The organism is Virgibacillus sp. GM2-2, from assembly GCF_055329585.1.
In genome coordinates, this window is the sequence record NZ_JBUZWC010000007.1 from 132,291 (window position 1) to 144,940 (window position 12,650).

The 12,650-nt window shown below is 36.6% G+C and carries 14 protein-coding genes and 1 other annotated feature; of the genes, 12 read left to right on the forward strand and 2 right to left on the reverse strand.

Annotated features, from left to right (window positions below; all coding sequences use genetic code 11):
* Positions 1 to 7: 7 nt before the first annotated feature.
* The gene (locus ACY9Z2_RS10780) at positions 8 to 781 is read right to left on the reverse strand and encodes a methyltransferase domain-containing protein (protein ID WP_463609640.1); all 774 of its coding nucleotides are present in this window, start codon (positions 779 to 781) and stop codon (positions 8 to 10) included.
* Positions 782 to 1,319: 538 nt separating this feature from the next.
* Positions 1,320 to 1,571, forward strand: a binding site (T-box leader).
* A 67-nt stretch (positions 1,572 to 1,638) separates the two neighbouring features.
* Between ACY9Z2_RS10780 and ACY9Z2_RS10785 the strand changes: the two genes are divergently transcribed.
* The 10 genes from ACY9Z2_RS10785 to ACY9Z2_RS10830 all read left to right on the forward strand — a co-directional run bounded on the left by ACY9Z2_RS10785 (position 1,639) and on the right by ACY9Z2_RS10830 (position 9,800).
* Entirely contained in the window at positions 1,639 to 2,853 is a 1,215-nt protein-coding gene (locus ACY9Z2_RS10785; RefSeq protein ID WP_463609674.1) for an MFS transporter, read from the forward strand.
* Between the two features lie 72 nt (positions 2,854 to 2,925).
* Positions 2,926 to 3,483 carry a DUF6241 domain-containing protein gene (locus ACY9Z2_RS10790; protein ID WP_463609641.1) on the forward strand — a complete coding sequence of 186 codons (558 nt, stop codon included), beginning with the start codon at positions 2,926 to 2,928 and terminating at the stop codon, positions 3,481 to 3,483.
* A gap of 266 nt (positions 3,484 to 3,749) precedes the next feature.
* Complete coding sequence (locus ACY9Z2_RS10795; RefSeq protein WP_463609675.1) at positions 3,750 to 5,162, forward strand: MDR family MFS transporter; 1,413 nt, start codon at positions 3,750 to 3,752, stop codon at positions 5,160 to 5,162.
* A 440-nt stretch (positions 5,163 to 5,602) separates the two neighbouring features.
* Complete coding sequence (locus tag ACY9Z2_RS10800) at positions 5,603 to 6,025, forward strand: hypothetical protein (RefSeq protein WP_463609642.1); 423 nt, start codon at positions 5,603 to 5,605, stop codon at positions 6,023 to 6,025.
* Positions 6,026 to 6,114: 89 nt separating this feature from the next.
* A complete protein-coding gene (locus tag ACY9Z2_RS10805) occupies positions 6,115 to 7,020 on the forward strand; it encodes a DUF4349 domain-containing protein (RefSeq protein WP_463609643.1) in 906 nt (301 codons plus the stop codon).
* Between the two features lie 99 nt (positions 7,021 to 7,119).
* On the forward strand, positions 7,120 to 7,854 hold the full coding sequence (locus ACY9Z2_RS10810; RefSeq protein WP_463609644.1) for a Bax inhibitor-1/YccA family protein: 735 nt from the start codon (positions 7,120 to 7,122) through the stop codon (positions 7,852 to 7,854).
* Between the two features lie 27 nt (positions 7,855 to 7,881).
* Complete coding sequence (locus ACY9Z2_RS10815; protein ID WP_463609645.1) at positions 7,882 to 8,247, forward strand: cupin; 366 nt, start codon at positions 7,882 to 7,884, stop codon at positions 8,245 to 8,247.
* Positions 8,240 to 8,800, forward strand: a complete 561-nt coding sequence (locus ACY9Z2_RS10820; protein WP_463609646.1) for a GNAT family N-acetyltransferase — start codon at positions 8,240 to 8,242, stop codon at positions 8,798 to 8,800. The genes ACY9Z2_RS10815 and ACY9Z2_RS10820 overlap by 8 nt, the downstream gene beginning before the upstream one ends.
* Positions 8,793 to 9,587 carry a class I SAM-dependent methyltransferase gene (locus tag ACY9Z2_RS10825; RefSeq protein ID WP_463609647.1) on the forward strand — a complete coding sequence of 265 codons (795 nt, stop codon included), beginning with the start codon at positions 8,793 to 8,795 and terminating at the stop codon, positions 9,585 to 9,587. Before ACY9Z2_RS10820 ends, ACY9Z2_RS10825 begins: the two co-directional genes overlap by 8 nt.
* Positions 9,588 to 9,605: 18 nt before the next feature.
* Positions 9,606 to 9,800: a DUF3951 domain-containing protein gene (locus ACY9Z2_RS10830; RefSeq protein WP_463609648.1), complete on the forward strand. Its 195-nt coding sequence runs from the start codon at positions 9,606 to 9,608 to the stop codon at positions 9,798 to 9,800.
* Between the two features lie 35 nt (positions 9,801 to 9,835).
* On the opposite strand, the gene ACY9Z2_RS10835 is transcribed toward ACY9Z2_RS10830, so the two are convergent.
* Positions 9,836 to 10,807 carry a S8 family peptidase gene (locus tag ACY9Z2_RS10835; RefSeq protein ID WP_463609649.1) on the reverse strand — a complete coding sequence of 324 codons (972 nt, stop codon included), beginning with the start codon at positions 10,805 to 10,807 and terminating at the stop codon, positions 9,836 to 9,838.
* Positions 10,808 to 10,972: 165 nt separating this feature from the next.
* Here ACY9Z2_RS10835 and ACY9Z2_RS10840 point away from each other — a divergent pair, with 165 nt between their 5' ends.
* Both ACY9Z2_RS10840 and ACY9Z2_RS10845 read left to right on the forward strand, forming a co-directional pair.
* Complete coding sequence (locus ACY9Z2_RS10840) at positions 10,973 to 11,584, forward strand: 3'-5' exonuclease (protein ID WP_463609650.1); 612 nt, start codon at positions 10,973 to 10,975, stop codon at positions 11,582 to 11,584.
* Between the two features lie 23 nt (positions 11,585 to 11,607).
* Entirely contained in the window at positions 11,608 to 12,318 is a 711-nt protein-coding gene (locus tag ACY9Z2_RS10845) for a YwaF family protein (RefSeq protein ID WP_463609651.1), read from the forward strand.
* Positions 12,319 to 12,650 lie beyond the last annotated feature (332 nt).

The window sequence follows — 12,650 nt, forward strand, 5'->3', positions numbered from 1 at the left end:
CCATCTATTATTCTTTTATTGCCTTCCAAACTGTCCATCGATCTTTTTCTACTATTTTTTCATCTTTAATTTTACTTTCGATAAATGCAACAAGTTGGTGAAGTTCCTCATTGTCTAGCTCATGTAAAATGGATCGGCCAACACGTGAACGGAGATCCTTCAGTAATTCTTTCTTTGTAGAATATGTTTTTCTTGTCTCCCATAGTTTAACTTCTTCAACCTTGCTAAAACCAGCTGCTTTTAAACCATTTATTACTTGCTCACTATCATGTCGTCTTTCAATTTCTGTTTTTGTTAGATGTGGGAATCTGGAAAAAATATATCCTCTTATATGCTCATTTGTTCCTTCGAGTAAACAATCAGAGGGAGTACGATCTTGAATAATCAATGTACCTTTAGGATTTAAAATGCGGTGTGCTTCTTGAAAACATGCAGTTAGATTATCCAAGTGATGAATCAATGCTCGTTCTAGTACCAAATCAAATTTTTCACTAGATAAACCTGTAGGTAATGCATTCCCAACTTTAAAACGTATTTGTCCGTAGTTCTTACAGTTTTCCTTAGCACCCTCAATCATTGCTTCTGAAAAATCTACTCCGGTTATGGAAGGGATCCCCATATCAGCTAACGCTTTGGAATAAATACCTCCACCACATCCAATGTCTACCGCGTTGTTTATTGGATTTTCAATAAGCTTTCTTATCAATTTAGTCCAGTTCGAGTCAGCACTTCTAGTGGTGTAACTTTTTCTATTCCCATGATCGTGAAAATCGATTGACATCATCTCCTGTCAAGAGTAAGTGTATCTCAAAATCAGCAGCAAGAATAATACCAGTTTCCAATCATTTACTATAACCAAAGATTATACGACTGTTTCACATGGCTCTTCTCTTCTAATGCCGAGTGGTTAGAGCTTTTTGGGGGAAGGTTCGTAAGCTACTAACTTTCGATTGCTACGGACAAGCCTAGTAAAAGTAATTTTCGAGCGTACTGGAATGATTGCGATTAGGGTGAGGATGGCGGCTAGCGGACACACGATTCCTTATTGGTGAAATATAAGGGTAAATGCTGTTGTTATCGGACTCAGGATTCCTTATTGGGGTAAAAACAGTTGAAAATCATGGTTTTTTGTTAGATAAGGCATCGTGTGTCCGTTAATCTTTAAAATAAAGGTAAAAATGGTAAATAAGGTATCCTCAGTCCGATATCGAGCAGTGTCCTTGCCATACATGCAATAAAGTTTAAAAAAACAGCCTGTCCAACTGAAAATAATTCTTTACTTTTAATAATGCGTCTGATAATCTAATTTCTAACTTAAAACAAACGCTATGAAGAGAAGAGTACAGTTGGCATTCTTTAAAGAGAGCTCCTGGTTGGTGAAAAGGAGTAAGAATAAAGATTGGAAGCAAGCCTCTGAGCGGCACATAGGATCCCATTGGTGATGATGTGACAGGTGCTCCTGTTATAGAGCTAGGGTATACGTATGGCAATCATACCGTACCTGATAAGGATAATATGGTGACATATTATTAAACTGGGGTGGCACCACGGCGCTAAAACTCGTCCTCAAGACTATTGTCTTGGGGGTGAGTTTTTTTATTGGTCAAAACTGTTTTTTAAGGAGGAATTAACTTGCGTATACGTAAAACACTAGCGTCATGGAAGTACCCACTTATCTTATTAGTTGGAGTTGGTGTCGCGAATGTTGGGGCGTGGATCTATTTAATAGCTTTAAATTTGATTGTATTCGATATGACAGGATCGGCTCTTGCTGTTGCTGGACTTTACGTAATTAAACCGCTAGCAGCTATCGTAACGAATAGCTGGTCAGGTAGTATCATCGATCGGCTAAACAAACGAAATTTCATGATTTGTCTTGATTTATCACGAGCAATTATGATTGCATTACTTCCTGCCTTTTCAGATCTTTGGGCAATCTATTTATTGGTTTTCATTATTAGTATGGGGAACGCTGTGTTTACTCCTACATCTATGACGTATATAACAATGCTTATACCTAGTGAACAGCGGAAACGATTTAATTCACTCCGAAGCTTAATTGACTCTGGTGGATTTCTGATTGGTCCAGCGATTGCAGGTTTGTTGTTTATCATCGGTTCACCAAGCTTTGCCATTTATATGAATGCCGTCGCTTTACTGTTGTCAGGGATGGTGACGTTATTGATGCCGAATTTAGAAAAGAATCGAGTCAAAGAATCGGAAATGGAGAAATTATCATTCGATGTTTTGAAAAAGGACTGGAAAATTGTCTGGAACTTTAGTCATAAACGTGTGTATATCATGATTATTTATTTTTTATTTTCATGCGTAATGGTGATGACTGCGGCTATTGATTCATTAGAAGCAGCATTTTCAAAGGAAGTTTTGTCATTATCTAATACCACTTATGGATTTCTCGTAAGTATTGCTGGAGCGGGGATAGCTGTTGGGGCAATCGTTAATACAGTTATCGTGAAAAAACTCCCGACTTCGCTGTTAATCGGAGGAGGATCAATACTGCTTTCCATTGGTTATATCACCTACGCTTTTTCTCAGGATTTTACTGGAGCTGCCATTGGTTTTTTTCTACTTTCTTTTGCTTTAGCATTCGCCGATACTGGCTTTCAAACATTTTGCCAAAATCATATTCCTGTGGATATGATGGGGCGGATCGTAAGTATTTATGGCATTATTGAGGCAATGTTAGTTATTCTATCAACCATTATAGTTGGCCTAATCGCACAATTACTTTCAATTCAATTTGTTGTTATATGTGGAGCGCTACTCATGTTGGTGCTAGCTGTAATCTTATATGCATACAATGTAATGCCATCGAAGTCTGAATTTTATTGAATAAGATAAAGGAATTATTATCCATTAGGTCGAATTACTACTATATAGATACGAATAAGTCAGGGGGATTGCATGAAAAGAGCTATTATCATTGTATTGAGTTCGGTAGTAGTTTTAGGTGCAGTAGCGTGGGGAACGTATAGCTGGTTATCAAACTTTGATGAAAGCAAAGCGAATGGTTCAGCTGAAGAGGAAAAGATAGAAGAAAAACTAATTGAAAATAGTGAAGAAATACAAGGAACGATTTCAGAAGAAGATTTGGCAGTCTTCCAGGATAAAAATTTAAATCCATTTGGTGAGAACACAAAACAGAGTGAACTAACTGATTTTATTTATCAAGAATACATCCATGGAATGTCTCATCAAAAGGTAGAAGCAAGTAAAAAATGGGGATTTTATGAAATACACCCTAGTAGAATTAACTGGCTATTAAGTGGTTTGGAGAAGGTCGAGTTAGAGCATGAAAATGTGTATAAGGAAATACTGGAAAAATGGAGTAACGGGAATTTTACCAGTGCAGATGAAGATCATAACGCAATTTGGAATTTACAAGATGGTACGGTTGGATATGCAACAGGCATTTTAAGTGCAGAAGAAGAACAGGCTTACATTAACAATAATTCAGATTGATTGTTAGAAGTTATAAAGAAACGATTGGATGAAAAACTATCCAATCGTTTTTTCAATATTGACTTCTTTGCATTCTGGCTGACATTCAAAAATCGCCAATCCTATTTCTTTTCGTTGCTATCTTGTTATGATAAAATGGCTTCTTGTAAATGTTACAATTTCGGAAGATACCATATATATAAATTTTCTCTTTTAAATAGGTAAAGTCTTGCCGCGATGACGATAATGTAACAAATTCTGGTGTGAAGAAAGAAGGAAATTTGAAAATGGTTGAAAATCATTCAACAAACCATGAAGAGCCAACCTTTAATAAATGGCCAATCTTAATCGTATTAATCTCAGGTGCTTTTGTTGCTATCTTAAATCAGACTTTATTGGCTACAGCATTACCTCATATAATGACTGATTTAAATTTAGATGCAAACACGGCACAATGGTTACAGTCTATTTTTATGTTGGTCAATGGAATTATGATACCTGTTACAGCATTTTTGATAGGGCGATTTACTACTAGAGGATTGTTTCTCTCAGCGATGGGAATTTTTGCAATAGGTACGATAATTTGTAGCCTTGCACCAAATTTCGCAATTTTAATGGTGGGGAGAGTAGCTCAGGCAGCGGGTGCGGGTATCATTATGCCACTAATGCAAACTATTTTATTCCTCATTTTCCCTGTTGAAAAACGCGGTTCAGCAATGGGGATGTTCGGCCTAGTAATTGCGTTTGCACCAGCAATTGGTCCAACGTTATCTGGGTGGTTAGTAGAGAACTTCCCATGGAGAAGTTTATTCTATGTAATCCTACCTATCATTATTGTCGATATTATGGTTGCGTATTTCATTCTTAAAAATGTTACGAAACAAACATTTCCAAAAGTTGATATTTTATCAATCATCTTATCATCATTTGGGTTTGGTGGATTGTTATATGGATTTAGTGTTGCAGGAGAAGGATGGGGAAGTAGTCAAGTTATCATTTCCATGGCAATTGGAGCTGTTGCACTGACTTGGTTCATATTTAGACAATTGAAGCTTGCAGAACCTATACTTGAATTTCGGGTGTTTAAAAATAAAATTTTCACATTAACAACTATTCTTGGTATGGTCGTATTTATTGCCATGATTGGTGGAGCAGTTATTCTACCATTGCTTATGCAAAATATGTTAGGGTTCACTGCGTTAGAGTCAGGTCTAATGTTATTACCAGGCGCATTACTTATGGGATTCATGAACCCCATTACGGGGAGACTATTTGATAAATTTGGCGCAAAGTGGTTGTCTATAATCGGAATGACAATCATAACGGTTACAACATTTATGTTTACAAATCTTGATGCTGGGACAACATTTATTTATTTAACGGTAGTTAATGCTGTACGCATGTTTGGTGTTGCAATGGTAATGATGCCAGTAACAACAGCTGGTTTAAATCAGCTGCCGAATCAATTAATACCACATGGAACAGCAATGAACAATACGATGCGACAGGTTGCCGGTGCAGTTGGAACAGCCTTATTAGTAACAGTCATGTCAAACAATATGTTGCCTGAACAAGGTATCGATGGTCTGGTACATGGCGTAAATGTTTCATTCATTGTAGCGGGAATCTTTGCGATCATCGGACTTGTTTTATCCTTTTTCATTAAAAACTCCAGACCAGGCGTGGCTGCGACCAAATAATAAAAAGCAAGAAATCAATCATAGCGGTTTCTTGCTTTTTCGCATTGGTAAGGAGTAAGGATATCAGTATAAGGGTAATCAGGCTTTTTAATCACTAGTTAGCAGGGATTTGTGCCAATATGTCGAATAATAAAATAAGCTTAAATTTAGTGGTGATAGTAATACAAGCAACATAAGCATATAGTAGATGTTCAAAAAGTCCGGTAAAAATGACGCATCGAATTTCTTCGTTGGCTTGCTTCTCCGTTTCTCACGTATTAACTACATACGTTTCGATACTCAAAGCTACGCCGCCTCGAACTTCGACGCACAGGACGTGCTAATATCGGCGTTGCAACAGGACGTTGCGACCTTAGCCGATGACGGTCCTTTTTATCCTCCTTTTTGAACCCACATTTATAACAATCAAATTTATTATATGCAGGGAGAGACTAAATAAAATGAATCGATTACTTTATTATCTTGTACTGTCAGTGACATTTATCTTCATCATTAATTTTGGCTTTCGATTACAGTTGGTGGTCGCTGAGCAGTCCCAAATCAATTTTGAATTAATTCCTTACCTTGTATTTTCAACTATCTTTCCGATTATTATTGGTATCCTTTTTGCAACTCCTGGGTTAATTAACCGAGTAAAACAAGGGTTCAAGTCAAGATATGATTGGTCTAAATTTCTTGGACTAGGAATTCCAACTTTCGTCATTGCATTACTACCAATTATGTATTTTTGGGAAATTACTGCACCATTTGCGAACTTGATTTTATCTTCCGGGTTGTTAGCAACATCTTTTACTTCTATTTTTGGTGTTGTATTTGGTTATGTACTAGTAGATTGCTTTCATAATAGTAGAGAAGTCGATTGACGTAACCTTTTTGTGTTTACTTCCGTCTGTATATTTAACAGTGTTTAACTTCATTAGATGTTGAAGTTAAACAGAATGGGGTGGTCAATTTGAAAAAATGGCTGATCATGTTAGTGATAGTGAGTTGTAGCCTACTTTTCACCGCATGTAGCGGTGGGGAAGAATCTTCTGATCATGCAAGCATGAGTTCAGAAAAAAGTGCTTCATCAGGAGGTGAGTCAGCTGATATTGGAGAAAGTGAGAATTTAGCTGACCAGGGAAAAGCGGAAGGTGAACAAACAAAACAGATAGAAACGGATCGGATTGATCGAAAAATTATCTACACCGCAAACCTAATTATTGAAGTGAAAAACTACAATCAGGCAATGAATGAAATTCAAAAAAGAGTAAGTGAACGTGGTGGGTATATTGTCGAGTCTAATACGAGTGGTGATGACGCAGAGGAAGGTTCAACGAATGGGATGATAACTGCCCGAATTCCAAAAGAATACTTTCGTGAATTTATTACGTTTGTAGAAGAAGGAAGCAGTGATGTTCTGCAAAGTTCTATCTCGGGCCAAGATGTTACAGAAGAATATATCGATCTCGAGTCGCGCTTAAAAGCGAAGCAAGTTGTAGAGAAGCGATTACTTTCCTTTATGGAACAGGCTAAGAAAACGGAGGATTTATTAGCGATATCGGAAGATCTAGCCAAGGTTCAAGAAGAAATTGAAGGAATAACTGGTCGCATGAATTATTTACAAAATAAATCAGATCTTGCAACAGTTACGATACAGATTCAAGAAAACAATGTGAAACTTTCTGGTATTAATGATGAGGAATTAAATACGTGGGATAAAACGAAGCAACAATTTCTAAAGAGTATTAATTTCCTTACTGCTACATTTTCTAGTTTATTTGTATTTTTTATCGGTAGTTTACCGATTTTAATTCTACTGGGTATTATTGGAGTAGCAGTATTTTTTATCGTTAAAAAGTATAAAAAGGAAAATTGATTGAAACATTTCTGTTTGATTAATCGTAAATATGGATAAGGTTAAAAATTTCGAGAAACGCGTCTAATGGCGCGTTTTCACGATTATTGGAGTGATTTGATGAGAACAGCTAACCCTGCCTTAACTAATAAATCTTTTCGCGTGAAAAATGGCCATGCCTCTTCGTCGATGACAATGCATGGTACAGTCAATAAATCGTTTATCCTACTTTTTGCGCTCTTTATTTCTGCATACTACGCATGGAATCAGTATTTTAGCGGGAATGAGTCAGTTGTGACGGGACTGTTGATTTTGGGGCTAATTGCTGGATTAATCCTAGCAATGATAACTATTTTTGTGCCAAAAGTGGCGCCGTATACTTCCATACCATATGCACTAGCTGAAGGGCTTGTCATTGGTGGTGTATCTGCCATGTACGAATCGCAACTCAGTGGGATTACTATACAAGCAGCATTATTAACATTTGGTGTTTTGTTGGCCATGTTAATCGCATTTAAAACTAGAATAATAAAGGTTACAAAAAAATTCAGAATGGGTGTTATTTGTGCTACAGGGGCTATACTTCTTGCATATCTCGCAACCTTTATTATGCAGTTGTTTGGCGTAGGGGATGTATTGTATTTGCATAGCAGTGGTCCAATCGGATTACTGATAAGTATTGGCATTGTTATCGTGGCCGCTTTGAATTTAGTACTTGACTTTGATTTCATTGAAAAAGGAACAAGGAATCATGCACCAAAATATATGGAGTGGTACGGTGCATTTGGATTAACCGTAACGTTAGTATGGTTATACCTTGAAATCCTCCGGTTGATAGCTAAACTTAGACGGTAATGTTTTAATCCAGAAGGGGGAGTATTAGTGAAAATATACAATTTCTCAAAAGAAGTAGGTAAACAGATCTCACAGTTTGATTCTAATTTCATTATGTCGCGTATAGTACAAACGGAACATCCGGCACATATAGGTTTTATGCATTTAGAAGAACAAGGGAAAATAGGTTATCATGAAGCGGTTGTACCCCAATTATTACTCATCGTCAGTGGGGAAGGTACTGTTTGTGGCGAGGATAAACGATTTGTCGACGTTCAAAAGGGTGATGCTGTTTTTTGGAAAAAGGGTGAATTACACGAGACTAACTCAAAAAAAGGGTTAACGGCAATTGTTATTGAAGGCGAAAATTTGAAACCAATAATGCCGAAAAAAGGTGCTCCAAACAATGTCTAATTTAAGCCACATACAACAGTTTTCGTATAACGACATGGATGTAGAGACACTCGCATCTATATATTGCGATGCTTTTATTGGCAAAAAGTATTCATCTAAGGATGTTGAAGATGCTATTCAGACAATTACGAAGCATGCAACATATCCAGGATTTAAAGGAGTAACATACGTAAATAACTCCAATGAAATTGTCGGTTTTGCTTATGGATATACATCAACGCCTGGACAATTTTATCGAGAAAAATTAGAAAATCAACTAAGTGTTGAAGAACAAGTGGAATGGCTTACTAGTTGTTTTGAATTTGTGGAGCTTGCAGTTTATTCTTCATACAGGAAAAAAGGAATTGGTCGTTTATTGCATGATGCGTTACTGAGCTGCATAAATCATGATACTTCCATCCTAACAACTTCTGTTGATAATAAGCTCGCCATTAACCTATATCGCAAAAATAACTGGCAAATCATCAGGGACAATACCGTTGTTATCGAGGGAATCAAACCGCAAGTAATCTTAGGGAAGAAATTGGTGAGAAAAGATGACCAAAATGAGTAAATATGGTGATAACTTATTCAAAGGTGCAGCTACTTATTATTCGAAATACAGACCTATGTATCCATCTACCTTAATTCGATATTTAGTTAATAGATTTGACCTGTATGGAGAAGGACGTTTACTTGACCTTGGTTGCGGAACAGGCCAATTAACGATACGATTCTCAGACTGGTGTAATGAGATTGTTGGGATAGATGTGGAGAAAGAAATGATTGAAGAAGCCATTCGTATGCACAAAGAACTCCGATTCGGGAATATAGAATGGTTTAATACGGATCTTGAGAATTACAAAAATATTTCGGCTAAAAAGTTTCAGCTTGTCACTATTGCAAAAGCCTTTCACTGGATGGACCGGCAGAAGACACTAGAGGATGTATATGAAATGGTTTCTTCAGGTGGTGGTGTTGCGATAATTGATAATTACGAACCTGACAAGCAATTGATGGATTGGCAAGAGGCGTTCAATGAAGTTGTGGAAAAGTGGTATGGTAGCGAGCGAAGAGCTGGAAAATTAATATATCAACATCCAAAAGAAAGTCATGAAGAAATGATTAATCGATCAAAATTTGATGTAGAAGTTCATCATTTGCCTACTTATTGTATAGAATGGACCATTGAATCTATACTTGGTAATCATTACTCAACCTCATATGGGGCTAAGCGGTTTTTAGGTGAAAATGTAGCATTATTTGAACAAGATGTACGAAATGAACTATTAACAATCAATGAAAATGGCGTATTCCATGAAAAATTTAATGTATCTGTTAAACTAGGGTTGAAAGATTAAATGGATTGAGGTGAAAAAATGGAACTTTTGCCATATTCATCAGCGATCTTTATATTTGTAATGGTGATTTTGATCGGTATTGTTGCATACAAAATATTCGTTAAAAAAGTTCGTCCAGATAATTCTTATACACCTTTCGATTTCATCACCGGTCAATCAGATGACGAATTCCATGAAGAACAAGAAGAACAGGAAAAAAAAGACCATAAATAATAATAAAAGCAGGCTGCTATATGGCCTGCTTTTATCTATTGTAACGCATTCATGACAGATGTTTTTAGTTCTTGGTCAAATATCTTTGCCAAGTATTTTGGTGCGGTTAAATATAAGAGTCCATTTCCCTCCAGCATAGGAGATATGCCTAGTGGTACGGTTCGTTTTATTAATTGAGCATAAAGTTCAGGTTCCGAAAGCTTTCGTTCAAAATAATGGTTTGTGAGGACTTTGATAAGGGCCAGTGCACCAGATACATGAGGCGCCGACATTGAAGTCCCGCTTAATGTAGCGTATTTTCCATTTAAATAGGTTGATAAAATCTCCTCACCAGGTGTTACTAGATCGACTTCATTATTAGAATTGCTAAAATCTGATGAGCGTCTTTGGAAGTCAATTGCTCCGACACTAATTACTTCATTATAACTTCCTGGATAGGCAAATTCATCTGTTGAAAAATTACCGTCTCCTTCGTTGCCTGCAGCACAAACTACTAAAATATTGTTTTGAACTGCTTGCTTGATAGCATCATAGAGCTCAGGCTGGTCTGTCGGACCTCCAAGGGACATGGATATAATATCTACTTTTTGTTCAATAGCATAGTGTATACCATTAATAATCCAATCGTACTGACCTGATCCGTTTTTATCCAAAACTTTTACAATTTGTAAGCTGGCTTTCGGGGCAACCCCAGTAACCCCTGCATTATTAAGGCTAGCTGCAATTGTTCCAGCTACATGTGTACCATGTCCTGCATAGTCTGCGTAGATATCCGGATCACCACCATCATCGGAAGTAAAGTTTTTCCCTCCAATGATTCGCTCGGTTAAGTCAGGGTGGTCAACATCACATCCGGTATCAAGAATCGCTACAGTAATGCCTTCACCTTTTGTGTCAGTCCAAATAGTGGGAGCTTGAATTAATTCCACTCCTTTGGGAATCTCATTTTCGACTTGATCCATTTGTTGTAAGACTTGATAGGGAAGTACCTGCATACACTCCTTCATTTTATCATCTCCTACGAATGGTATGGAATAATTGTAAATATTCTAGCACCTTTGTCCAACTAATAACAGGTTCATAAGTAATAGGAAATATTACCGCGAATGAATGAGTTGATTCTGCTATAATGGGATTAATTGATTCATATATAAATAGAGTGGAGGTATATGATGAATTTTGTTTCGATTGATTTTGAGACAGCAAACGAAAAACGTCACAGTCCATGTGCCATTGGAATTGTTGTGGCAAATGAAACGGGAATCGTTGATGAATATTATAGTTTAATAAATCCATTAACAGACTTCAATTCATTCAATACGAGCGTACATGGTATTACAGAAGAAGATGTGTTAGACGCTCCAACATTCCCAGAGCTTTGGCCGAAATTTCAATCCTATATCCAGGATAATATCGTAATCGCACACAATGCTAGTTTTGATATGAGTGTATTGCGGAAAACATTGGATCATTATAATCTTACATATCCAAATTTGGAATATTTGTGTACAGTGGAAATTTCAAAGCGTATTTGGCCAGATATGATGAATCACCGGTTAAATACGGTAGCAGCCTTTCATAACATTCGATTTGAACATCACCATGCATTAGAGGATGCACGTGTAGCTGCACTGATTTTAGTTGAGGCAATTAAAGAATACAAAGCCGGTAATATAGCTGAATTTGTAAAGATTTGCAGCATGAAGAAAGGGAAAGTTTATGAGCGAGGGTATGTGACGCCTAAAATTAATGTCACTAAACGTAAGAAAAGAATGTATTTCTAATTCTGACGTAGAGGGTGATTAAAATGACAAATAACTATTTTAGTTATAACTATGAAGGCACACCGTTTGCTTTATTTTCCACGTCACACTTCATTATGTTAGTGATTACGCTGCTATGTATCCTATCGCTTTATTATCTAAGAAATAATAAAAACATCACGCTCCTAAAGTTATTCATTCTTTTTGGTTTAATTGCTTCAGAATTCACACTAAACATTTGGTATGTAGTCAATGGGGTTTGGGATATGGAGTATAGTCTCCCGTTACAACTATGCTCCATTTCTCTATATTTGAGTATTTTTATGTTACTGACAGAAAAATACCGCCTGTTTGAAGTTACATTTTTCTTAGGAATTGGTGGTGCAATACAGGCATTAATAACTCCTGAGCTCTATTACGATTTTCCTCATTACCGCTATTTTCACTTTTTTATTGCACATATTTCGATCATTTTAGCTTCTTTATATATGGTATTTGTAAATAAGTACAAACCAACATTCAGGTCGATTTGGAAATCAATGATAGTCGTAAACGTGATTGCATGTATTGTATTTTTTATAAATAAACTCACTGGTGGAAATTATATGTTTTTAGCAAGAAAACCAACTAATGCTAGCCTAATTGACCTTTTAGGGGACTACCCATGGTATTTGCTTTCGTTAGAATTAATAGCATTCATGATGTTTGTCATTATTTATTTACCATTCATCGTAAGGAAAAAGCTTTTTTCTTAGTATTTCTCCCTTTAGGACTGTTGCTTCATTAGCCTGATCAGATGGAAAGCAGAATGAACAGCACCTTTTTGCGCAATCGTTTTTCAGAAAAGCATTTAATTGCTTTGGTGAAACCCAACAAGCAACGATTTTACCGTTTGTAGCGATGATGACGGACACAGGGTGCGCTATTGGTATAAAAAATAGAGGATTTCCGACATTTACGGACACCAGATACCTTATTTTAATTAAAACCAGTGATTCTACTGAGTTTTTCTGGGATTAAGGTATCTGGTGTCCGTTTCGTTGTTAAAAAAGAGTGATTTGGATAAAATAACGGATTCTGAGTCCGC